Annotated in this window: 24 protein-coding genes; 12 read left to right on the forward strand and 12 right to left on the reverse strand. The window is 65.1% G+C overall.

The features are described 5' to 3' along the window. The first annotated feature begins 68 nt into the window (after positions 1-68). From EPN33_13610 to EPN33_13625, 4 genes are all read left to right on the forward strand, one after another. Positions 69-617, forward strand: a complete 549-nt coding sequence (locus EPN33_13610; GenBank protein ID TAN20819.1) for a hypothetical protein — start codon at positions 69-71, stop codon at positions 615-617. Positions 618-819: 202 nt separating this feature from the next. Then, positions 820-2,586 (forward strand): VWA domain-containing protein, encoded by a 1,767-nt coding sequence (locus EPN33_13615; GenBank protein ID TAN20820.1) that lies wholly within the window; start codon positions 820-822, stop codon positions 2,584-2,586. A 45-nt stretch (positions 2,587-2,631) separates the two neighbouring features. Beyond that, the gene (locus EPN33_13620; protein TAN20821.1) at positions 2,632-2,916 is read left to right on the forward strand and encodes a ribbon-helix-helix protein, CopG family; all 285 of its coding nucleotides are present in this window, start codon (positions 2,632-2,634) and stop codon (positions 2,914-2,916) included. A gap of 2 nt (positions 2,917-2,918) precedes the next feature. Beyond that, positions 2,919-3,233 carry a type II toxin-antitoxin system RelE/ParE family toxin gene (locus EPN33_13625; GenBank protein TAN20822.1) on the forward strand — a complete coding sequence of 105 codons (315 nt, stop codon included), beginning with the start codon at positions 2,919-2,921 and terminating at the stop codon, positions 3,231-3,233. Here the strand turns inward: EPN33_13625 and EPN33_13630 are convergent. After that, positions 3,230-3,505 carry a superinfection immunity protein gene (locus EPN33_13630; protein ID TAN20963.1) on the reverse strand — a complete coding sequence of 92 codons (276 nt, stop codon included), beginning with the start codon at positions 3,503-3,505 and terminating at the stop codon, positions 3,230-3,232. The genes EPN33_13625 and EPN33_13630 overlap by 4 nt on opposite strands. Before the next feature lie 421 nt (positions 3,506-3,926). Here EPN33_13630 and EPN33_13635 point away from each other — a divergent pair, with 421 nt between their 5' ends. From EPN33_13635 to EPN33_13655, 5 genes are all read left to right on the forward strand, one after another. Continuing rightward, the gene (locus EPN33_13635) at positions 3,927-4,268 is read left to right on the forward strand and encodes a PadR family transcriptional regulator (protein TAN20823.1); all 342 of its coding nucleotides are present in this window, start codon (positions 3,927-3,929) and stop codon (positions 4,266-4,268) included. After that, positions 4,265-6,982 carry an ABC transporter permease gene (locus tag EPN33_13640; protein ID TAN20824.1) on the forward strand — a complete coding sequence of 906 codons (2,718 nt, stop codon included), beginning with the start codon at positions 4,265-4,267 and terminating at the stop codon, positions 6,980-6,982. Before EPN33_13635 ends, EPN33_13640 begins: the two co-directional genes overlap by 4 nt. 102 nt (positions 6,983-7,084) lie before the next feature. Next, on the forward strand, positions 7,085-7,459 hold the full coding sequence (locus EPN33_13645) for an Hsp20 family protein (GenBank protein ID TAN20825.1): 375 nt from the start codon (positions 7,085-7,087) through the stop codon (positions 7,457-7,459). 70 nt (positions 7,460-7,529) lie between these two features. Beyond that, entirely contained in the window at positions 7,530-10,157 is a 2,628-nt protein-coding gene (gene clpB / locus EPN33_13650) for an ATP-dependent chaperone ClpB (GenBank protein ID TAN20826.1), read from the forward strand. Between the two features lie 2 nt (positions 10,158-10,159). Continuing rightward, the gene (locus EPN33_13655) at positions 10,160-11,029 is read left to right on the forward strand and encodes a protease HtpX (GenBank protein ID TAN20827.1); all 870 of its coding nucleotides are present in this window, start codon (positions 10,160-10,162) and stop codon (positions 11,027-11,029) included. Here EPN33_13655 and EPN33_13660 read toward each other — a convergent pair. The 4 genes from EPN33_13660 to EPN33_13675 form a co-directional block, all read right to left on the reverse strand. After that, positions 11,023-11,451 carry a PIN domain-containing protein gene (locus EPN33_13660; protein TAN20828.1) on the reverse strand — a complete coding sequence of 143 codons (429 nt, stop codon included), beginning with the start codon at positions 11,449-11,451 and terminating at the stop codon, positions 11,023-11,025. The genes EPN33_13655 and EPN33_13660 overlap by 7 nt on opposite strands. Beyond that, positions 11,448-11,738 carry a type II toxin-antitoxin system prevent-host-death family antitoxin gene (locus EPN33_13665; protein ID TAN20829.1) on the reverse strand — a complete coding sequence of 97 codons (291 nt, stop codon included), beginning with the start codon at positions 11,736-11,738 and terminating at the stop codon, positions 11,448-11,450. Before EPN33_13665 ends, EPN33_13660 begins: the two co-directional genes overlap by 4 nt. Before the next feature lie 83 nt (positions 11,739-11,821). Beyond that, positions 11,822-12,244 carry a type II toxin-antitoxin system VapC family toxin gene (locus EPN33_13670; GenBank protein ID TAN20830.1) on the reverse strand — a complete coding sequence of 141 codons (423 nt, stop codon included), beginning with the start codon at positions 12,242-12,244 and terminating at the stop codon, positions 11,822-11,824. Then, the gene (locus EPN33_13675; protein TAN20831.1) at positions 12,229-12,492 is read right to left on the reverse strand and encodes a type II toxin-antitoxin system Phd/YefM family antitoxin; all 264 of its coding nucleotides are present in this window, start codon (positions 12,490-12,492) and stop codon (positions 12,229-12,231) included. The genes EPN33_13670 and EPN33_13675 overlap by 16 nt, the downstream gene beginning before the upstream one ends. An 82-nt stretch (positions 12,493-12,574) precedes the next feature. On the opposite strand from EPN33_13675, the gene EPN33_13680 reads away from it, so the two are divergent. After that, positions 12,575-12,970, forward strand: a complete 396-nt coding sequence (locus EPN33_13680) for a hypothetical protein (GenBank protein TAN20832.1) — start codon at positions 12,575-12,577, stop codon at positions 12,968-12,970. Here EPN33_13680 and EPN33_13685 read toward each other — a convergent pair. From EPN33_13685 to EPN33_13700, 4 genes are all read right to left on the reverse strand, one after another. Continuing rightward, on the reverse strand, positions 12,967-13,179 hold the full coding sequence (locus EPN33_13685) for a hypothetical protein (GenBank protein TAN20833.1): 213 nt from the start codon (positions 13,177-13,179) through the stop codon (positions 12,967-12,969). The genes EPN33_13680 and EPN33_13685 overlap by 4 nt on opposite strands. Positions 13,180-13,355: 176 nt before the next feature. Continuing rightward, the gene (locus tag EPN33_13690) at positions 13,356-14,360 is read right to left on the reverse strand and encodes a peptidase M48 (GenBank protein ID TAN20834.1); all 1,005 of its coding nucleotides are present in this window, start codon (positions 14,358-14,360) and stop codon (positions 13,356-13,358) included. A gap of 87 nt (positions 14,361-14,447) precedes the next feature. Next, the gene (gene mnmE / locus EPN33_13695; protein TAN20835.1) at positions 14,448-15,788 is read right to left on the reverse strand and encodes a tRNA uridine-5-carboxymethylaminomethyl(34) synthesis GTPase MnmE; all 1,341 of its coding nucleotides are present in this window, start codon (positions 15,786-15,788) and stop codon (positions 14,448-14,450) included. 1 nt (position 15,789) lies between these two features. After that, positions 15,790-16,233 (reverse strand): response regulator, encoded by a 444-nt coding sequence (locus EPN33_13700; protein TAN20836.1) that lies wholly within the window; start codon positions 16,231-16,233, stop codon positions 15,790-15,792. A gap of 21 nt (positions 16,234-16,254) precedes the next feature. On the opposite strand from EPN33_13700, the gene EPN33_13705 reads away from it, so the two are divergent. Beyond that, positions 16,255-18,699, forward strand: coding sequence for a valine--tRNA ligase (locus EPN33_13705; GenBank protein TAN20964.1), 2,445 nt, complete (start codon positions 16,255-16,257; stop codon positions 18,697-18,699). 17 nt (positions 18,700-18,716) lie between these two features. Here the strand turns inward: EPN33_13705 and EPN33_13710 are convergent, their stop codons facing one another. Next, positions 18,717-19,340 carry a CDP-alcohol phosphatidyltransferase family protein gene (locus EPN33_13710; GenBank protein TAN20837.1) on the reverse strand — a complete coding sequence of 208 codons (624 nt, stop codon included), beginning with the start codon at positions 19,338-19,340 and terminating at the stop codon, positions 18,717-18,719. Further along, positions 19,337-19,828 (reverse strand): transcription elongation factor GreA, encoded by a 492-nt coding sequence (locus tag EPN33_13715; protein ID TAN20838.1) that lies wholly within the window; start codon positions 19,826-19,828, stop codon positions 19,337-19,339. The genes EPN33_13710 and EPN33_13715 overlap by 4 nt, the downstream gene beginning before the upstream one ends. A 70-nt stretch (positions 19,829-19,898) precedes the next feature. Here EPN33_13715 and EPN33_13720 point away from each other — a divergent pair, with 70 nt between their 5' ends. Continuing rightward, complete coding sequence (locus EPN33_13720) at positions 19,899-20,447, forward strand: CarD family transcriptional regulator (GenBank protein TAN20839.1); 549 nt, start codon at positions 19,899-19,901, stop codon at positions 20,445-20,447. A gap of 87 nt (positions 20,448-20,534) precedes the next feature. Here EPN33_13720 and EPN33_13725 read toward each other — a convergent pair whose 3' ends face one another. Next, on the reverse strand, positions 20,535-22,604 hold the full coding sequence (locus EPN33_13725; protein ID TAN20840.1) for a tetratricopeptide repeat protein: 2,070 nt from the start codon (positions 22,602-22,604) through the stop codon (positions 20,535-20,537). Positions 22,605-22,621: the final 17 nt, after the last annotated feature.

The raw sequence follows: 22,621 nt of genomic DNA on the forward strand, positions 1-22,621 counted from the left end.
CCTTTCTCGCCTGACGGTACGAGGTGGCAGGGGGGGGGCGGATTGCAGCGGCTGTTGCCATTGTTGCGTTGGCAGCACTCGACGCGTCACTTCTGGTAAAGAATCGCAGCCTCAACCGCGAAATCGTCTCGGGCGAATTCTCACAGCAGCCCCCGATCGGCGACTTCATGCCGCCGTTGCGGGGCGTCAATCTGTCGGGCCGGTTTGAGACCGTGGCCTACAACGCTGGTCAGACGGCGACGTTCGTCTTCGTCTTTGCTGGAAGATGCGAGTTCTGCGGCCAGTCTTGGCCGTTGTGGCTGCGCCTGGTGAACGCGGCGGATCCACGCCGCTTCCGCTGCGTTTTTGTGAGCCTAGATAACGAGACGACTCCCACCCGCGTCGCTGCGCGGCTAAAATCCGACCACACCGTTATCACGCACCCGGACCCGCGCGACATCGCAGCGTTTAATTTTCGCTTGACCCCAGAGGTCATTGAGGTCTCGCCTACCGGCCGCCTGGTGGCCGGGCGCTCGGAATTGCTCACTTCTCCCCCGGCTCAGCAGCGAACGGGGCGCTATTGCTGGGCCCGCCTCGTGCGCCCCCACATCCCGGCTCTTTGCCGTAGTCCCACGTGAGGTATGAGTATGACTCTCAAAAAGGTGGTCTTCGTCAGGTTCGGTCGCGCGGTTGCGGTCGCCGCGCTCGCGGCTCTTGTTGGCTTCTCTGTCCTGCAGCTCCAGGCGTCGGCGGCGTCCCTATCGCCGCAGGTAGGCTGCGGCGGCACTTGCAGTTCGACACAGGCCTGCCAAGGCGAGTGCGGCTGCTATTTCTATCCCGATGGCACGGCACGCTGTATTGATGCACTGTGACCAGAGGAAGCGGCACCGGTGGCATCTGCTGCTGGTTCCGCTTTTAGTTGTGTGCGCCGCGCCGGTGATGGCACAGCGACCCGGGCGAGACGAGGTCCGGATCAGCACACGCGCTTACCGCCCGCCTCCGGCGATCATCCGCGCCAACGTAGCGTCGGTCGAGGTGGACGCGGTGGTGCGCGATGGGCACGGGGAGCCGGTGGCGGGCCTGCTCCGCGATAATTTCCGTGTTTACGATGAGGGCAGGCTGCAGAAGCTCACCGGGTTTATGGTCGCTGCATCTCCAGCAGGCGGCGCGGCAACGCCGACTACCGCAACTCTGGCGAAATCGACAGCGACTCCGCCGGCAGGCCCGGCGCAGCGGCCGCCGCGTTATCTGGCATTGTTTTTCGATGACGTGAACAGTGGCACGGGCGACCTCAGCCATGCACGCGATGCGGCCAAACTATTCCTGACGCGCGCCCTTCGCGGCAACGATCGCGTGGCGATCTTCACCGCATCTTCGTCGCACTCGGTCGGTTTTACACACGACCGCAGCCGCCTGCTCGCAGCCTTGGGGGCACTGAGCCCGCATCCACGGGCCGCGAGATCCAGCACCGGATGCGTGCATATGACGGCCTACCAGGCGTATTTGATCGTGAACCACCTCGACCCGGCCGCTCTTGCCGCAGCCGAGGCGAATACGAAAGCCTGTGCGCAAACCAGCGAGGGAGCAGCAATCTTTGGGGCCAATGGCCCGGCTGAGAGTGAAGGCGGCGCGATCGGGTCGATTTGGCTGCAGGCCCGTGCGGCATCGCAGGCAACGCTGGCTGCGATTCAGGACGTGGATGACTACCTCGCCCGGCAACCGGGACCGAGAGTGCTCGTCATCGCCTCCGGGGGCTTTCTCGGCCAAACGCTCGAAGCCCAGCAGGACCAGATCATTCAGGAGGCGCTGCGTCAGCGGGTCACCATCGACGGGCTCGATGCCAGCGGGCTGTACGCCAGCGGCCCCGGTCTAGCGCTGGATCAGCAGGCCGATGTGGGCGTGGCGCCGTTGGCGATGTTTGAGTTTGATGAAGAGTCGAAAATGCCCGAGCACGAAGCGATGGATGCGGCCATGGCGAACCTGGCGCAAAGCACCGGCGGCCTGCTGTTTCAGAACAACAACGACCTTGCGCTCGGCTTCGAGCGGCTGGGGCTGGTCGCGAGCGTGACCTACCGGCTCTCGTTCGCACCCGCCGGGCTCGTCCCCGACGGCAAGCTGCATCGCCTCCGGGTGAAGGTCGAGCCGGACCATGGCTATACGATCGAGGCGCGCCGCGGCTATTTTGACCCGCCGCCGGAAACGCCCGCAGTCAAGCTCCGTGAAGCCATCAACGCAGCCGCCCGCGGCCACGCCGAGGTACGGCAGTTCGGCGCGAGTTTGAAGGCGAGCCAAAACGGCAGCGGCGTGGCCGTCGCGATCCAGGTCGACCTGGCAGAACTCGATTTCCAGCGCGAGAAGGGCCGCGAACGCAATCGGCTGATTTTCACTGCCGAACTTTACGCCTCCGACGGGAAATTCGTGACGGGGAAACAGGCAGAAATGGATTTTGCCTTGCGGTCGAAGAGCTGGCAAATGCTGCGCCGCAAGGGCCTCGTTGTGCACCTCAGCCTGCCTACTGGGACCGGCCGCTATACCCTGTGCGTGGTCGTCGCTGCCGAGAACGGAGGCAGGCTCGACGCGATGAGCCAGCCGGTCGTGATTCGTTGACCGAACAGGCCTTTGGTATACTTGGTGACACCAAGGGGCACCAGGATGGCGACGCAGGCGACAACCACGCTGAAACTGGACGCGAAGACCAAGCAGCGACTGAAGAAGCTGGGGGCGGCGCGGCGGCGCTCGGCGCACTGGCTGATGAAAGAGGCCGTGCGGCAGTATCTGGAGCGCGAGGAAGAGCGGGAGCAACTGCACCGGGACGCGCTGGCGGCGTGGCGGGAGTACGAGGAGACGGGGCTGCACGTGACGGGCGAGGAGATGGATGCATGGCTCACAGCGGTCGCGGAGGGGCAGGACGCGCCACCGCCTAAGCCACACCGCTAGCTATGGTGCAGCTTGTTTGGACAGCAGCGGGGGCGCGGGACCTGACGCGCATCCGCCGCTTTCTGGGCGCGCGCGATGAAGCCAGTGCACGCCGGGCGGCGAAGACGATTCGCGACAGCGTGCGGCGGCTGGCGCGATTTCCGGCGCTGGGACGAACGGTAGAGGAGCTGCCGCCGGAATTCCGCGAGTGGTTCGGGCCGTTTGGCGACAGCGGCTATCTGGTTCTGTATCGGCTCTCCGGAGATCGAGTCTCGATTGTCGCAGTCCGGCATGGACGCGAGCGGAGCTACGCGACCGACGAAGCCGCTACTCGCTAATCCTTCACGCTCGCCCAGATGAGGGTGGCGAGCCAGACTACGCCGGTCCAGCCGAGGAGGAGATCGAGGGCGAAGATGGTCCAGGCGCGGCGCTTTTTGCGGAGCCAGGCGACGATGGTGGGCAGCAGGTAGAGGCAGGCGCTGGTAAGGCCGGCAAGAAAGATGCCAAACGAAAGCGGGACGGAAGAGGTGCGGGCGAGCTGGGTGAGCGCCTCGGTTTTGTAGGAGTAGATGACGCTGGCGACGATGGTCAGGAACGGAATGACGGCCATGAGGGCAGCGCCGAGCCAACTGCTATCTGCTGGGCGCGCAGCCACGATATTTTGGGATTGGGCCACCTCACAATTCTACGCCTCGGCTACCGATCATGACGGGATAGTTCTCCACTGGGATGGGGATCCAGGGTAAAACCCGCGGCGGGGGCGAATAATCAAGCCAAGTATGAGCGGGCGAAAGATTGTTCTGGGTGCGAGCCGGTGGGAGTCGTCGGAATACATGAACAGCACCTGGCGGCAGATGCTTTTGGCGACGCTGCCGGCGAGTTAGCCTGGACCTGGAGTTTGCCCGCAACCCGCCGCCCAAGTACAAGGTTCCGGAAATGGTGCCGATCCCGGAACGGACGCAGCGGCCGGCGATACCGGCGTAAGGCCGTTGCACTTGACATCCTAGTAGAGCCAGCCCCACACTACTTGAATGCCAAGTGAAGAACGCATCGAAGTGCTGCCGGGCACGCTGGATCTGATGGTTCTGCGGACGCTGCAGAGCCTGGGACCGCAGCACGCCTACGCGATTGCCAGCCGCCTGCAGCAGGTCTCCGGCGGGCGGCTGCGGCTGAATCAGGGAACGTTGTATCCGGCGCTGGTGCGGCTGGAACAGCGGGGCGATATTGCCGGCGCCTGGAGGCAAACGGAAAGTCACCGCGAGGCCAAGTATTATGCGCTCACGCGCGCGGGCGAGCGGCGGCTGGCAGCGGAGACGCGGCGCTGGCGGCAGATGGCGGGGCTGGTAGAACGCCTGCTGGAGGAGGGCGCATGAGGCTGCGCCCGGCGTGGCGGCGGCTCCGGGCGCGCACACAGGCTGTGCTGCATCCGCGTGCGGCGGAAGCGGCGATGCAACGCGAACTGGCGGCGCATCTGGCGCTGATGGAAGAAGACTTGCAGCGTCGCGGCCTGAGTGCGGAAGCCGCGCGGCGCGAAGCGCGGCTGCGCTTCGGCAGCAGCGAGGCTGCGGCCGAGGCCCACCGCGCAGCGCGCGGCTTCGCTGCGGTGGAGCAGCTTGCCCACGATACGCGCCTGGCGCTGCGCAGCCTGCGGCACGCCCCCGCCTTCACCATCACCGCCGTGCTCACGCTGACGCTGGGGCTGGGAGCGGCGATGGCGGTTTTCACGGTGGTCAACTCGGTGCTGCTGGAGCCGCTGCCCTACCCCGAGGCCCACCGGCTGGTAGCGTTGCGGCAGCTGGCGCCGGGCGCAGGCGGCGTGGCCAACGCGGCGGGTGGGCTGGGACTTTCGGAGTCGATGTTCCTGACCTTCAAGCGGTACAACCACAGCTTCAGCGCCATGGGAATCTGGACGGCGGATATGGCCTCCATCACGGGCCGGGGCCAGCCGCAGCGCGTGCCCGCGGTCGATGTCAGCGACGGCGTGCTGCAGGCGCTGGCGGTTCCCCCGCTGCGCGGGCGCTGGCTGGGGCCGGGCGATCACGAGCTGCACGGTGCGGCGACGGTAATGCTCAGCTACGGCTACTGGCAGCGGGAATTCGGCGGAGCGGCGGCGGCGATCGGCTCCACGCTGGAGGTGGACGGGCGCGTGCGCGTCATCGTAGGGGTTATGCCGCCGGGGTTCCGCATTGAGGATCAGCCGGCCGATCTCATCGTGCCGTTGGCGTTCGCCCACACCGGACTCAAGCTGGCCGGATTCGGTTACCAGGGCCTGGCGCGGCTGAAGCCGGGCGCGACGCTGACGTCCGCCGACGCCGAACTGACGCGCCTGCTACCGGTGTGGATGAACTCCTGGACCAATTGCCCCAAATGCGACCCGCACTTTTACGAAACCTGGCACATCACACCGGCACTGCGTCCGCTCAAAAGCGCGGTAGTCGGCGGCATCGCCGGAACGCTCTGGATCGTGCTGGCAACCGTTGGCCTGCTGCTGTTGATCGCCATGGGGAATGCCATCAACCTGTTTCTGGTGCGCGCCGAGGCGCGGCAACACGAGCTCGCCGTACGCGCGGCGCTGGGCGCCGGGCGAGCGCGGCTGGCGCAAGCACTGCTGCTGGAAAGCACGCTCGTTGCCGGAGCCGGATTCGGCCTGGGGCTGGCGGCAGCGGAGGCCGCCATCGTCTGGCTGCGCGCGCTCGGTCCGGTCAACTTGCCGCGACTGACGGAAGTGGGATTGGATCTGCGCGTGGCGGGCTGCGGCGTGGCGCTGGCGATTGTGGCCGCGCTCGGCGCCGGCCTGGCGCCGCTGTGGCGGAGGCACTTCACAACGATTACACCCACGCTCGCGGGCGAGTCGCGCGGGGCCAGCGCCAGCCGGCAGCGCCGGCGGGTGCGCAGCGCGCTGATCGTGGCGCAGACCGCCATGGCACTGGTGTTACTGTTGGCCGCCGGGCTACTGGTGCGCTCCTTTGCCGCGCTGACGCGGGTGCAGCCTGGCTTCTCGCAGCCACAAACCGTCCAGACGTTCCGGGTGGCGATTCCACATGTCCCAGGCGACTCGGATGCGATGGTGGTGCGCACGGAAAACGACATCGTGAACCGCCTGCAGGCTATTCCCGGCGTTACTGCGGCCGGCTTTGCCGATCAGGCTCCCATGCAGAAATTTGGCGGGGATTGGGACATCGTGGTGAAGCGCGGCGAAGCGGTGGCGGCGGGATCGTCGCCGCCCTCGCGCTGGTTCACGTTCGTTTCGCCCGGCTACCTGTGCACGTTGGGAACGGCAGTCATCGCGGGGCGCGACTTTACCTGGGCGGATCTGTATGCGGAACGGCACTACGTGCTGCTGTCGCGCAATTTAGCGCGCGAGTTTTTCGGAAGCGCGCAGGCGGCCGTCGGCCAGCAGGTCAGCCCCAGCGGCCCGGGCAACTGGTACGAGGTGATCGGGGTGGTGCAGGATGTGCATATCGCGGGCGCGCAACAGCCAGCGCCCACGATGGTGTACTGGCCCGCGCTGACGCCGGGGCTGTGGGGCAGCACCAGCATGTCCCAGCGCGTGGTCACGGTTGCCGTCCGCACGCCGCAGGCCGGCACGGCGGCGCTGCACGCGCAGATTCTGCGCGCGGTCGCGGCCGTGAGCCCGGAGATTCCCCTCACGGAGTACGCGACGATGCAGCAAATCTACGCGCAGGCGCTGGCGGTAGCCTCGTTTACGCTCGCCCTCCTCGCCATGGCGGGGGTAATGGCGCTGGCGCTGGGCTTGATCGGCATTTATGGGGTCATCGCTTATGAGGTCGTGCAACGGCAGCGCGAAATCGGCATTCGGATCGCGCTGGGCGCCAGCCGGGGCAGCGTGCGTGCGCTGTTCCTGCGCCGCGGACTCGGACTGGCGGCGCTGGGCTGCGGTCTGGGTCTGCTCGCGGGCGCGGGTTTGACCCATTCGTTGCACGCGCTGCTGTTCCAAATCAGTCCGCTGGATCCGCTCACGTTCCTGCTGGCGCCCGTCCTATTGCTCCTTGCAGTGATATGCGCCAGCTATTTGCCGGCCCGGCGTGCTTCGGCGCAGCCGGCAGCAGCGGTTCTTCGCTCGTAATTTCAAACTACTGAAAATAAACGGATAAAATTACATTGACATTAATACGCTCATATTTTATGCTTTTACTGTTAGCAGATTGCTAACGGAGGAACATTGAAAATGACTACGACATTGGTTTTGCAAGGTAAGCCAGCCACCTACTCGGCCAGCGATTGGGCGCCGAGGGCTGATGTAGTGGAAAACGAAGCCGGTTATGAAGTGGCGCTGGATCTGCCGGGCGTGAAGCGCGAAGAGCTGGACGTGCAGGTGGACCACGAGACGGTGACGATCAAGGGCGAACGCAAGCTGGCCGCCAGCCCGGAGGCGTACCATCGAGTGGAGAGGCCGTACGGGAGTTTCAGCCGGGTGTTCCTGCTGCCGGAGTTTGTAAATCCGGCGGGCATAGAAGCCAAGCTGAGCGATGGCGTGCTGCATCTGACGCTGCCGCGGCGGGAGGAAACGAAGCCCAAGCAGGTCAAGGTGCAGGTGAACTGAAACAGGGGCCAGGGGTCAGGTTCAGGGTTCCGGAAGGCGCTGAACTTGACCCTTGGCCGGCGTTTTATCTATGCCGATAAGATTCGACAAGCTAACGGTGAAATCGCAGGAGGCGCTGGAGGCGGCGCGCAACCTGGCGGTGGAGCATCAACAGGGAGCGATCGAGCCGCTGCATCTGCTGGCGGCGCTGCTGGCCGACCGCGAAGGGGTGATCGGGCCGACGCTGCAGCGGCTGGGGGTGAATGCCGCGAGCCTGGCGGCGGACCTCGAGCGCGAGCTGGAGAAGCGGCCGAAGGTGCAGGGGGCGAGCGTGGAGCGGTCGCTGTCGCCGGAGCTGGCGCAGGTGCTGGAAGCGGCCTTTCGGCATGCCGACAAATTCAAGGACGAATTCGTCTCGACCGAGCATTTGCTGCTGGGCATGCTCGACCAGAAGGACACGGCGGCGCAGCGGCTGCTGGCGGCGCATGGAATCACGCCCGAGCGCGTGCTGCAGGCGCTGCAGGCGATCCGCGGCAGCCAGCGCGTGACCGACCAGAATCCGGAGGGGCGCTACCAGGCGCTGGAGCGGTACGCGCGCGATCTGACCGAGCTGGCGCGGAAGGGCAAGCTCGATCCGGTGATTGGGCGCGATGACGAGATTCGGCGGGTGATTCAGGTACTGTCGCGGCGGACGAAGAACAATCCGGTGCTGATCGGCGAGCCGGGAGTGGGCAAGACGGCGATTGTCGAGGGGCTGGCGCAGCGGATCATCGCCGGCGATGTGCCCGAGGTGCTGAAGACCAAGCGCGTAGTGGCAATGGATTTGGGCGCGATGGTGGCCGGCGCCAAGTACCGGGGCGAGTTTGAAGACCGGCTGAAGGCGCTGCTGAAGGAAATTGAGGAAGCGGGTGGCGAGATCATCCTCTTCATTGACGAGCTGCACACCCTGGTGGGGGCGGGCGCGGCCGAAGGCGCGATGGATGCGAGCAATATGCTCAAGCCGGCGCTGGCGCGGGGCGAGCTGCGGGCGATTGGCGCGACCACGCTGAACGAGTACAAGAAGTACATCGAGAAGGACGCGGCGCTGGAGCGGCGCTTCCAGCAGGTGTACGTAGGCGAGCCGACGATCGAAGACTCGATTGCGATTTTGCGCGGGCTGAAGGAGCGCTACGAAATTCACCACGGCGTGCGCATTCAGGATGCGGCGCTGGTGGCGGCGGCGCGGCTGTCGGCGCGCTATATCGCCGACCGCTTTCTGCCCGACAAGGCGATTGACCTGGTGGACGAAGCCGCGGCGGCGCTGCGCATGCAGTTGGACTCGCGTCCGGTGGAGATTGAGACGCTGGAGCGGCGGCTGACACAGTTGCAGATCGAACAAACGGCGCTGGAAAAGGAAAAGGACAAGGCCTCGAAGGACCGGATCGGCGAAATTGAGCGCGAGGTGGCGGACTTGCGCGAGCGGGTGGGAGCGTTGCGGACGCGCTGGGAAAACGAGAAAGATGAAATCCAGAAGGTGCGCGACCTCAAGGCCAAACTCGACGCGCTGACGGTGGAGGAGCAGCAGGCGGAGCGGCAGGGGAATTTTCAGCGCGTGGCAGAGATCCGCTATGGCCAGCGGGGCGAGCTGGAACGGCAACTGACGGCGGCCAGCCAGAAGCTGGAGGCGGATCAGGGCACGCGGCTGCTGCACGAAGAAGTGGGCGAAGGGGAGATTGCCGCCATCGTGTCCAAGTGGACCGGCATTCCGGTGACGCGGATGATGGAAGGCGAAAAGCAGAAGCTGGTGCACATGGAAGAGCGGCTGCACCAGCGCGTGGTGGGGCAGGACGAGGCGGTGAGCGTGGTGTCGGATGCGATCCGGCGCTCGCGCGCGGGACTGGGCGATCCCCGGCGGCCGATTGGATCCTTCCTTTTTTTGGGACCGACGGGGGTGGGCAAGACCGAACTGGCACGGGCGCTGGCGGAGTTCCTCTTTGACGACGAACACGCCATGGTGCGGCTGGACATGAGCGAGTACATGGAAAAGCATTCCGTGGCGCGGCTCATCGGCGCGCCGCCCGGCTACGTCGGTTACGAAGAGGGCGGGCAGTTGACCGAGCGGGTGCGGCGGCGGCCGTACGCGGTACTGCTGCTGGATGAGATCGAGAAGGCGCATGGCGACGTGTTCAACGTGCTCCTGCAGGTGCTCGACGACGGGCGGCTGACGGACGGCAAGGGGCGGACGGTGGACTTCCGCAACACGGTGGTGATCATGACCTCGAACCTGGGCGGCCAATACCTTCACGGCGAAGTAACGCCGGCGGCGCGCAGCCAGGTGATGGAAGAGCTGCGGACGCACTTCCGGCCGGAGTTTCTGAACCGGGTGGACGAGATCGTGATCTTCCACGCGCTGGAGAAGGCGCAACTGGAGCCGATCGTGGAGCTGCAGTTGGCGCAGCTGCGGGCGCTGCTGGCGGAGCGCAACATCGGGCTGGAGCTGGCGCCGGCGGCGCGCGACCTGATTCTGCGGCAAGGCTACGATCCGCAGTACGGGGCGCGGCCGCTGAAGCGCGCGCTGCAGCGGCTGGTGCAGAACCCGCTGGCGAGCGCCATCCTGAAAGGCGAGGTGGAGGCGGGCGAAACGGTGGAGGCGGTGCTGGCGGCCAACGGCGAGGAGCTGCAGTTTCTGCCGCTGGCGCAGGCTGCACCGGAAGCGGCCCCGGCGGCATCCAAGAGCTAGCCATGCAGGTATTCAAAACCACCTTATTGATGACCGTGCTGACGGTCGTGCTGCTGCTGATCGGCAACTGGCTGGGAGGCGACACCGGCATGATCATCGCGCTGATCTTTGCCGGGGTGATGAACTTTGCCTCCTACTTCTACAGTGACAAGATCGCACTCAAGACCTATAACGCGCAGCCGGCGACGCGGCAGGAGCTGCCGAACGTGTACCGGATTCTGGAGAGCCTGACCGGGCGCGAGAATTTGCCCATGCCGAAGGTGTACGTGATTCCGGTGGATTCGCCCAACGCCTTTGCCACCGGGCGCAATCCGCAGCATGCCTCGGTGGCGGTGACGCGCGGCATTCTGCAACTGCTCAGCGACGAAGAGCTGGAGGGCGTGCTCGGGCACGAGCTGGGGCACGTGCGCAATCACGACATTCTGATCAGCTCTGTGGCGGCGACGCTGGCGGGCGCGATCATTCTGATCGCGCGCTTTGCCGGCTGGGCGGCGCTGTTTGGCGGCTTCGGGAGCGACGACAACCGCGAGGGCGGAGCACTGGGAGCGCTGGCGCTGATGATTGTGGCGCCGGTGGCGGCGATGCTGATTCAGTTGGCGATTTCGCGCTCGCGCGAATATGCGGCGGACGCTTCAGGCGCGAAGTGGACGGGCAATCCGCAGGCGCTGGCGTCGGCTCTGGAAAAGCTGGACGCCTACTCGAAGCGGCTGCCGATGCAGGCATCGCCGTCGACGGCGCACCTGTTCATCATCCAGCCGCGCACGCGGGAATTTCTGGCGGGACTGTTCTCGACGCACCCGCCCATTCCGAAGCGGGTGGAGCGGCTGCTGGGACATCCGGTGGAGATGGGCGAGAGCGGGCGCGGTTACTGAGGCGGCAGCACCTGGCCACCGAGGGCGCAGACGACGGCGCGCACGCGCTCATCCAGGCTGAGCATCACGAGGGCGGGGAACGCGCGCCTGGCCTTTTCATAAAACGCCAAATGCAGGGCATCGAGCGTGCGGATGGGCTCCAGAGGAAACCGCTGCCGCGCGCGCGCGACAATGCTGCCTTCAAATTCAAGCACATGACTTCTGTCCCAGAGGTCGGCGGCGGCCGCGCGCGCAGCATGCAACAGCGCGGGGCTGAATTGTTGCAACGATGCTGCGCGGTGCAAGGCGCGATCACATTCGATCAAGGTCAGATCGGAGGTCACGGACAGTTCGGCGGAGCGGAGCAGATGGCTCATCTCGGCGCCGCCGGCCTGGCGCAGCCAGCCGGCGAGCGCGGCGCTCGACTCGACGTAGACGATCACTTCTCGCCCCGGCCCTCATCCAGTAGTTGCTTGGCCAGCCCCTCGGGAAATTTTCCGGGGAGGGGCTTGAGCACGAACGGCCCTGGACGCGTGGGAGGACGGACTTCCCCGCTGCGGATCATCTCCGCCCAAGCGGGGGGCACCGGTTGAGCGGCGAGCCAACCGGCGGGGACAATCTCGGCAATCGCCCGGCCGCGGTCGGTGACTTCCAGCGCCTCGCCAGCCTCCACCTTGCGCAGATAGGCACTCAGCTTCGCTTTCAATTCGCGCACGCCTACGCTGGTCATAGGGTCATTATGACCACATGTAGTCACGGCGTCAAACGTGCTGCGCTGCGATCGAGCCTGAACCCGGCGGCAAATATAGCCGCTTAGGACGGACGGGGGCGGAGCGCGTAGGGTTCGACCTGCAGCCCGGGCAAGTCGTCGAAGTCGCGGACGTTGCGCGTGAGCAGCGAGCAGCCATGCTGGATGGCCTGGCTCGCCAGCCAAAGGTCCTGCACCCGAGCACGATGGCGGTGAGCCGAAAGGTGAAGCTGCGCGGTAAGGCTGCCGAATACGAGTCCCGTGGTGCGATCGATGGACAGCAGCGGGCGGGTTTCAATGCGCGCGAGCGCAGCCAGACGCTGCTGGCGCAGTGCGGGCGCGGCGATCTCGGCGCCGAAGCGGAGTTCCGCGAGCGTCACGGGGGAAAGGTAAACCTCCTCTCCGCGTGTGAGCACGGCGACATCGCCGGGCGCCAATACCGCGCGCTCCACGTCGATCCAGACGCAAGTGTCTAAGAGGAATGCCATGGATCGCGTACGCGCTGGGACCAGTGGCCCCGGCGGGCGTCGGCCTCCCAGCCCTGGGCCGCAGCTTCCGGCAGGGTGCGGTACAGATCGGCCAGCGCCTCGAGAGCGTTCTGGCGCGGAGGGTGAGGGACGAGTCGTCCAATGATGCGCTGGTGGCGTTCGATGGCGATCTCCTCGCCTCCGCGTACCAACTCGTCCAGCACATGGCTAAGGTTTCGAGCCAGCGTGGTCGCACTCAACGTTTTCATAAAATCTGATTTTATCAGATTTTATGTAGACCACCTCTTTGGGGGATTGCGCGGTAGACAGGCGAGGCCGCAGGCTCAAAGGATGAAGCGGCTGGTGGTGTTGGGGGTCTTGGGGGGGCTGGCTGTGCTAGCGATCGGCTGCCAGCAGCCGTATCAGGTGTTTGCCGTACAGATCGCCAAGGCAGCGCCGACGACGACGGCAACCGCGGCAGCGGATCCGCCACCGGATGGCCAACAGCCGCGGGTGAAGAAGCGGAAGAAGCGGTCGGAGCGGCAGAAGTGGGACGTCAACCGGGTGCCGGCGTCGACGCTGATGGAGCTGCCGGACATCAGCCGCGCGACGGTCGCGGCGATGATGGCGGGCCGACCCTATAAGGCCAAGCGCGAACTGCTGAAGCGCGGAATTTTGACGCCCGCACAGTACGCGAAGTGGAAGGGCGAGCTCGTAGTGCATCGACCCGACAGCCGGACGCGCTAAGCGGCGTGGCGTTCGCCGGGGTGGGTACGGGGCGTGCGTGTGGCTTTGCCGGCCCTGCGGCGGTGCTCTTCCCAGCGCTTCTTAGCGGCTTCGGAGATGCGGGCGCGGCCTTCCGGGCTGAGACGGTTGCTTTTGGAACCAGTCACGAGCTCTTCCAGAATGCGGATCGCCTCCGTCAGGCGGGCCTGTTCCCGCTTCAGTTCAGCCAATGATCTCTGTAATTGATTGGTGCTTGCAATCATTTCTGACCTCGGTGTGACTTCCATGCTGATTTAGACGCAACCTGAAGGCAAAACGTCCACAAGAAATTTTACCGCAACGGCTCGTGCCGTCTTTATTCGGGGGCTGCGCCCCGCGCCGACCGGCGTACGGCTGAAAGACGTCGTCAGTGATTGATGACGGGAGGTGCCCCCCCGTTAGACCCAGAGTGGGGGGTGGGAATACCTCCAGGAACGGTGACTCCGGTCTCGACTTTGGACTTGATGAGGGCGCGCAGGCGGGCCTGAATGCGGTTGAAATCCGAAGTGGTGACGACGTAAGAGGCACGGAGCGGGAGGATAGTTTGAATCTCGCGTTCGGTGACGGCGATGCGGTTGGTGGTTTCCGGATGGCTGGCGTACATGCGTGAGATCAGGCCGGGTTTCTGTTTTTCCTCGGCCTCGATCAGCTCAAAGGCGCGCGCCATGCCATAGGGGTCATAGCCGGCTTTCCACAGATACTGAGTGCCAAGCCAGTCCGCCTGCTCCTCATCGCCGCGGCTGAAGCGCTCCATCTGGAGCGGCACGATGGCGCTGGCGCCGACTTCGGTAGCCAGTCCACCGAAGCCACCCAGGCTGGGACCGGCCAAAATCTCAGCCGGGATGGTGAGTAAAGACATCAACTCACCCTTGGTAGCATTGCGGGTCATATGACGGCAGGCGACGTGGGCGATTTCGTGGGCCATCGGGCCGGCCAGCTCATCTTCTTCTTTGACGGCGAGGATCAAGCCGGTATTGACGAAGAAATAGCCGCCGGGCAGGGCGAAGGCGTTGATGGTATCGTCCTGCAGCACGTGCACATGGAAAGGAACTTTGGCGTCGGAGTTGCGAACCAGGTTTTGCGCCAGCCGGTTGACATACTCGTTGACCTCGGGATCGGTGATGACTTTGCTGTTTTGCATCACCTGCTGCGCCAACTGCTGCCCGAGCGCCAGCGCCTTTTGCTCACTGTAGAAGTCCAGGCCGTTGCCGACGTTACGATGGCCAATCAAGGCGACGTTGTCCCAGGCTTTGAGTTTTTTGGCGGTGGTGGGGTTGGCGACGGGAACGCCTTCGACAGTGGCGTTGGGATCCGGCAAAGGTTTTTGCTGCGCGGCCAACAGGCACGGGGGTAGCAATAGCGCCAGGGCCACCGGCAATACTTTACGAAAACTGGAAGAGGCAATCACAACCCACCTACCTTTGTAGATGCCCGAGGAGCGCGGGCCGTTACGGCAGGATCACTTGCCGATGCAAAACCGGGAAAAGATTACCCCCAGTATATCCTCAACAGTGGTCTGGCCAGTAATGGCATCGAGGGCGTGCAAGGCCTCATATAGGTCCACCAGGAGCACCTCGTGGGGCACGGAGCCTACGGCAGCCCGGCACCTGCCCAGACAGTCGATGGCGAGCTGGATTTGCTGGGCATGCCGGGCGTTGGTGATGAAAGCGGCCTCACCGCCTGCAGCCGGCAGCAAGCGCAGGCGCACGGCGGCGCGCAAGGCGTCCAGGCCCGCGCCGGTGAGGGCGGAAACGAACAGAGTTTGGCCGGAAAGAGTCCAGCCCGGCGCCTGGGGCAAGTCACGTTTGTTGCCCACACGCAGCGCCTGCGGCAGGGTGGCGAGGCGCGCCTCGAGGGCAGCGTCTTCGAGTGTGGGCGGAGAAGAGGTGTCAAAGACGGCGAGAACGAGATCGGCATCGGCGGCGGCTTGCCAGGATTTTTGAATGCCGATGTGCTCGGCTTGGCCCTGAGGGTCGCGGATGCCGGCGGTGTCGATGAGCTGCACGGGAATGCCATCCCAATCGAGGCTGTCTTCCACCAGATCGCGCGTGGTGCCGGCTTCGGCGGTGACAATGGCGCGCTCGCGGCGGAGCAGGCAGTTGAACAGGCTGGACTTGCCCACGTTGGGGCGGCCCAGCAAGGCCAGGCGGATGCCCTCGCGCACGAAGCGGCCGTGTTCGAAGCCAGCCGCGAGGGCGGTAAGCGCACGCTCGACGGCAGTCAACGCGGAGCGGAGCGCGTCATCGGCCAGGACAGTGACATCGTTGTCGGCAAAGTCGATGCCCGCTTCGAGGCGGGCGATCAATTCCACTAACTGTTGATGAGCGGGCCGCAGCAGTTGCGCGACCGAGCCTTGCAGTTGCCGGGCGGCGGTGCGGGCCTGAAACAGGGTGTGCGCGGCGATGAGGTCACCGACGGCTTCGGCCTGCGTGAGATCGAGGCGGCCGTGAAGAAAGGCGCGGCGGGTGAACTCGCCGGGCTCGGCGAGGCGCGCGCCATGCCCACAGGCATCGCGGAGCAGCGCGTCGAGCAAGACGGGTGCGCCGTGCGCGCTGATTTCCACCACATCTTCGGCGGTAGCGGAATGGGGTGCCTGAAACCAGGTCAGGATGACTTCGTCGAGCAACGCACCGCTCGGATCGCGATACTGGGCCAAAGTGGCATGGCGGGGCTGAAGCGCGATGCCGGCGAACACCGCCGCAGAGACGGCGTACGCTGAGGGGCCGGAGAGGCGGACGATGCCGAGACCGCCGCGACCAGGCGGGGTGGAGACGGCCACGATGGTGTCGGTTTCCGCCACGCTAGAGGGCTCGGGCCGCCTCCTGAACGGCCAACACGAGCATCTCGTCAGGCGTGAGCTCGCGCGCACCGCGGGCAGCGGCGATGCGATCGAGCCAGGTTTCGAGGCCTGCCGAGGACAAGGGCTTGCGCAGAGAGCCGTCGGCCCCGCCGAGCGCGGCAGGGGCAAGGTGGGCGAGGGCACCGACCAGCACCAGGACGGGAATCGATTGCAGAGCCGGATCGGACTTCACCTTTCGGCAAAGCTCCATACCGCCTAAGGGCGAGGCAAAGCCGGGGAGAGCGGCATCGACGAGGATCAGCTCCGGGCGGTCCTGCCGGAGCGCGGCGAGGGCGGCACCGCCGTCAGCGGCGGTAGTCACACGATAGCCCAGGCCGGACAGATATTCGGTTCCCATGCGGAGCGTATGAGGATTGTCGTCGGCGAGCAGGATCGTGCCCTTCATATGTGGCGATTATAATTGTGGATCGTGTTCCAGGAACTCAGCAAAGCCTACGAGCCGCAGATGATCGAACCGCGCTGGGCGCAGCGTTGGGTCGAGGGGCGCTTGTTCCACGCCGAAAACGGGCGGCCCAACAACTGGTCGCTGGTGATTCCACCGCCCAACGTCACCGGCTCGCTGCACATGGGTCACATGCTGGAGCACACGCTGATTGACATCGTGGTGCGCTGGCGGCGGATGCAGGGCGACAACACGCTTTGGCTTCCGGGCACCGACCACGCCGGAATTGCCACGCAGATGGTGGTGGAGCGGGCGCTGGCGGCCGAGGGCAAAGACCGCAAGACGATAGGGCGGGCGGCGTTTGAAGAAGCCGCGTGGGCGTGGAAGGCGCAAAGCGGCGGCCGCATCCAGCAGCAGATGATGCGGCTGGGGGCCTCGTGTGACTGGCAGCGGGAGCGGTTCACGCTCGATGAAGGGCTGTCACGGGCGGTGCGGGAAGTGTTTGTGCGGCTGTACGAAGAAGGGCTGATTTATCGCGGCCGCTACATCGTGAACTGGTGTCCGCGCTGTCAGACCGCGGTCAGCGATCTGGAAGTGGTACACCAGGATGTGACCGGGAAGATGTACCGGGTGCGCTACCTGCTGGTCGACCAGCCGGGAAAATTTCTTGAAGTGGCCACCACGCGGCCGGAAACGATTCTGGCCGACGTGGCGGTTGCGGTGAATCCCGGCGATGCACGCTACCAGCACCTGATCGGCCAAAAAGTTGCAGTGCCGCTGACCGGGCGCACCGTGCCGGTGATTGGCGACGAGATCGCCCAGCCGGAGTTCGGCACGGGTGCGGTCAAGATTACGCCCGGCCACGACCCCAACGATTTTGCCGCTGGCGAACGGCACCATTTGCCGCAGTTGACGATTCTCGACGAAACGGCGCACATGACCGCGGAAGCGGGCGCTTACGCCGGTCTGGACCGGTTCGCGGCGCGCAAACGCATCGTGGCGGACCTGGAGGCGCAAGGCCTGCTGGCGGAGGTGAAAGACCACCCCATGGCGGTGGGCCATTGCCAGCGCTGCCGGACGGTGATCGAGCCACGCATTTCGACGCAGTGGTTCGTGAAGATCGCGCCACTGGCGCAGGCGGCGGTGGCGGCGGTGGAACGGGGCGAAGTCGAGTTCATTCCGGAAGTCAACGCCAAGCACTTTTTCGACTGGATGGCGAACATTCACGACTGGTGCATCTCGCGGCAGCTCTGGTGGGGGCACCGGATTCCGGCCTGGTACTGCGACGCCTGCGGCAAGACCATCGTGGCGCGCGAAGCGCCGGAGCGTTGCCCCGGCTGCCGCGGGCCGTTGCGGCAGGAGACCGATGTGCTGGACACCTGGTTCAGCTCGGGGTTGTGGCCGTTTTCGACGCTGGGCTGGCCGGAAGCGACCGAGGATTTACGGGATTTTTATCCCACCTCGCTGCTGATCACCGGTTTCGACATTCTGTTTTTCTGGGTGGCGCGGATGCTGATGTTGGGCGTGCACTTCACCGGGCGCGCGCCGTTCCGCCAGGTGTACATTCACGCTCTGGTGCGGGATGCCGAGCGGCAGAAGATGTCGAAGACCAAGGGCAACGTAATCGATCCGCTGGTGGTGACGGAAAAATACGGCACCGACGCGGTGCGCTTCACCCTGGCGGCGATGGCGGCGCCGGGAACCGACATTGCTCTGGCAGAAGAGCGGATGCAGGGCTATGCGGCCTTCGCCAACAAAATTTGGAACGCGGCGCGGTTCATTTTCATGAGCGCCAATCAGGCGGGCGCAGCCGCACCGGCGGACAGCCCGGAGCGCTTGCTGGCGCAAGGCGAGCATTGGGTCGACCGGTGGATCTTCTCCCGGCTGAACGCGGTCGCCGCGAAGCTGGACGAGAGCCTGACCGCGTATCGTTTTCACGAAGCGGCGGACACGCTCTATCACTTCTTCTGGCATGAGTTCTGCGACTGGTATCTGGAGTGGAGCAAGCCGCGGCTGCGCGATGCCAGTCAGCGCGAGATTGCTGCGGCCAATCTGCTGGCGGCGTTTGATGGCGCGTTGCGGCTGCTGCACCCGGTGATGCCGTTCCTTACCGAGGAGCTGTGGATGGCGCTGCACGCCGGCGCCACGCCAGCAGTGTCGATTGCCCTGACGCGCTTCCCGCAGGCTGAGGCGGCAGGCGTCGATGCCGCGGCGGAAGCACAGGCGGAGCAAGAGATGGAGCAAACCCGCGCCGCCCGGCTGCAGCGGAACGCCGCCCGGACGGCGGCGCCGGTGGGCAACGCCAAGGCAGAGCTGGAGGCGGCGATCGCGCGCAAGCGCAAGCTGCTGGCGAACCCGAACTTCGTGCAGAAGGCCGCGGCCGCGGTAGTCGAAAGCGAACGCGAACAGCTCCGCGAGCTGGAAGGAAAGCTCGCAGCCATCGCAGACGAGCCGAAAACTGACAACTGAGAACTGATAACTCCAGTTCAGCGCCCGACGGCGGTGTGGCTGTTTTCCGGGCGGCGGTCCATGGCGCGGGTCTCGTGATAGGTGTGGCGGATGCGCTGGATGACGGTCACATTGCTGAGGACGGCAATCACCCAGAGCACCGGCTCCATGCGGTTGAACAGGGCGCCGATGATGACCAGCACGATGCGCTCGGGCCGCTCCATGAAGCCGACCTTGCAGCTTTTGATGGTGTTTTCGGCACGGGCGCGGGCGTAGCTGACCATCACCGAGCCGGTCATGACGATGGCGGTGAGCACCACGTAGAGTTCGCGATTGGAGCGCGAGTAGTAGACCAGCAGGCCGAAGTAGAGCGCGAGGTCGGAATAGCGGTCGAGGACGGAATCAAAGAATCCGCCAAATTGGCTGACAGTGTTGGTATAGCGGGCGACACGGCCGTCGACCATGTCGAAAATGCCGGCGCCGATGATCACCAGGCCGGCCTGCCAGAACAGGCCGTAGCCGAATAAGACAGCGGCGATCAGGTTAATGACAAGGCCAATGAAGGTGAGGACGTTGGGGTTGATGCGCGCCAGGGCGAGCGAACGGACGATCTTGTCCAGAATGTATTTGCAACCCACCCCGATGGCGCGCGTGTAGGTCACAGGGTGGAATCTCCGGCTGCTTCGAGTTCGTAAATGGTCTGCAATTTGAGCACTTCGTACTCCCGCACACCGTTAGGAGTTTGGATGCGCACCTCATCGCCGGGCCGTTTGCCCAAAATGCCACGGCCGATAGGCGAAGAAGTGGAAATCCTTCCCTGAGCGACGTCCGCCTCCTCGCTCGTGACCAAACGATACTCTACATCTTCGCCTTTGTCCAAATCATGGAGCAGGACGATGGAGCCGTAGGCGGCACGGTCGCGCGGGATGTTGTCGACGTTGACCAGGGCGAGTTCGGAAAGGCGCTTTTTGAGCTGGCCGAGCCGGGCGTTGACGAATTCCTGCCGCTGTTTGGCCATGTGATATTCGGCGTTCTCGCTCAGGTCGCCCAGGGCGACGGCGCGCTTCAGCTCCGCGGGGAGCTCGATGGCGAGCTCGTGTTCAAGCTGTTTGATTTCGGTTTCCAATTTTGCACGAATATTGACGGCCATCCCTTAGTCCTCTAGTCCTCGATTGCTGGGCTTCCCGACATTTTGTCATACTGGAGCTACAGTTTGCCGTATGAGCGCCCCTCGTTATTTTCAACCCGGTGACCAGGTCGTTTACCCCAACCACGGCGTGGGCGTCATCGAGGCGATCGGGCAGGCGGGCAACGGCGAGGGCGACTACTACCTGCTGACGATAGCCGCGAGCAACCTGCGGGTGATGGTGCCGCAAGCGAATGCCGCTCACGTGGGATTGAGACCGATCAGCGCGGCGGCGGATGCGGCGCAGGTGCTGGGCTATCTGGAAGATGCGGTCCCGGCTCCAGCGGCGTCGCGGCCGGGCGACTGGAAAGCGCGCTTCCGGGAAAACGCGGACAAACTACGGCGGGGATCGCTGGCGGAAGTAGCGGAGGTGCTCAAGGCCCTGGTGCAGCTACACCAGTCGAAGCGGCTATCCTTCCGCGAAAAGAAGATGCTGGACCGCGCCGCGCTGCTACTGGCGAGCGAGCTGGCCTCGGCGCAGGAGCTGAGCTTGGCCGACGCGTTGGCGCGCATTGCAGCCGCACTCGAAAAGGCAGCGCTGGAGCTCCCGCCGCTGGACGAGGACACCGCAATCGCCGGTTGAGGGCGCACCCCGGTTCTGCCAGCTCACCGCACGCCCTTGCAGCCCAGCGCAACTGGCCTTGCTCGAGCGGCCCGGCATGGCCTTGGATTAGCGCTGTTCCTGGGCGAGGCGGACTTTGACGGCGTCCAGCTTTTTCTGAATGTCTTTGCGCTGGGTGGCGTTGGCGGCGTCGGGGTCGCCGTCGAGATCGGCGAGGGCCTGGGTCCAACTGCTGGCGGCCTGTTGCAGTTTACCGTCGCCTTCGTAGGCCTGGGCCAAGTGGTCGAGGATGGCGGGATCGTGGCGGTCGAAATGGACCGCTTGCTCGAGGTTGGTAATGGCGTCGGGCAGGCGCTTCATCTTGTAGTAAATCCAACCCAGGCTGTCGAGATAGGCGCCATTGTGGGCATCCTGCGCGAGCGCCTGCTGCACATAACGCAAGGCTTCGGGTAGGCGGACGCCCTGCTGCGCCAGCACGTACGCAAGAGCGTTGAGGGTGTCGGCATTTTCGGGCTCGAGTGACAGCGACTGACGATAGCTGTGCTCGGCGGCGGCGTAATGAGTTTGTTTGGCCTGGATGAGTCCGATTTGGCGCTCGGCGCGTGCACGGCCGGCCGGAGAGGCGGCCAGCTTGCCGGCCTGCTGAGAATCGCGCAACGCCTGCGGCCACTGCCGCGCCTGCATTTCGATCCCGCCGAGAGCAAGATAGAGATCCCAATCCTGACTGCCTCCGTGCATGAGCTTGCGAACGGCGGCCTGGGCGGCGGCGGTTTGCCCGGTGGCCGCGAGCAGGTTGGCCCGCGTCAACTGCAGAGAGCGAGAGTCGGGCTGCAGCTTCAAGGCGGATTCAGTCGCGGTCAGCGCGGGGGTGAATTCGCGCTGGCCGGCGTAGATCTCGATTTCGAGGCGCAGCGCCTGGTCGCGATAGGCTGAGCCGAGGCCGGCCAACTGCTGCGCATGGGCGAGCGCGGGCGCGTTCTGGCCGAGTTGCATTTCGAGACGCGCCAGTTGCGCCAGAAAAATGCTTTGCGTCGCAGGCTGGGTTTTGCGCTTTATCAGCGCCTGCAGCCCGGCCACCGCCGCCTGATCGTGATGCTGGCTTTGGTCGAGCAGGGCTTTGGCGTAGGCGACCTCGAGGTCACTGCTGGGCAGCAGCTTGGCCGCGGCGTCGAGACTGACGCGAGCGGCGTCGAGCTGACCCATCTGCATCTGGAGCTGGCCGAGGCGCAGGGCGGCGCGGCCGTCTTCGGGCGCTTCCTGGCGCAATTGCGTATAAGCCTTCAATGCCGCGGGATATTCGCCGGCCTCCATGAGCGCGCTGGCCAGGGCTTTTTGCAGATCGGCATCCTGCGGATCGGCGGCGACGGCCTGTTGATAAGCCTTGGCGGCGTCGGCGTAGCGATGGCGGTTGGCGTAGGCATCACCCAGAGTGATGTAGACTTGAGCGCCGCGGGCGACCAGCGGCAGGGCGTCGATTTCCTTTTGCGCCTCGTCGAGGCGGTTCTGGCTGGCAAGGGACTGCACCAGACTGGCGACTGCATCCATATTGGTCGGGGCGATAGCAAGGGCAGCGCGGAATTGCTGCTCGGCGGCGGCGGCATTGCCTTCGGCGCCGTAGAGCTTGCCCAGCACCACAATGTAGGTGGCGTCGTGGGGATCGAGACGGAGCAGATCCTGATAGTTGGCAATGGCGGCCGACATGGCGCCGCCGGAGCTGGCGTCGGTGATGGGCTGCGGGGCCCGGCCCAGCTCGCGCAGGTAGATTTCGCCCAGAGTTTTATGAGCGATGATGCTTTGGGGATGCTGCTGGACGGTCTTTTTCGCCAGCTCCAGGGCCTGGGGGGCGCGGCCGAGGCGGGACAGCAAGTCCGCCAACTGGGAGGCAAGATAGGCGGAACTGGGGTTGGCGGCGATGGCGGCGCGGAAGTGCAGCAGGGCTCCCTCCGCATAATTTTGACCACCGTGGGCTTCGGCTTGGAGCTCGTCCCACTTACCCAGGACAAATTCGGTGCTGCTTTTCAGGCGTGCGGCGCTGGCGGCGTCGGAGGCAGCGGCGGAGGTGGCGGTGGGAGCGGCGGCGGTGTTCTGCTGTTGGCCGACGATCTGAGCGCCCAGGGGCAGCGAGACAGCCAAGGCAAGCGCAGCAACCCACGGAACGCGGGGCAGGAAAACGGACATCTTGTCCAAAGGGTAGC

It is taken from the genome of Acidobacteriota bacterium, from assembly GCA_004299485.1.
Taxonomy (GTDB): Bacteria; Acidobacteriota; Terriglobia; order Terriglobales; family SCQP01; genus SCQP01.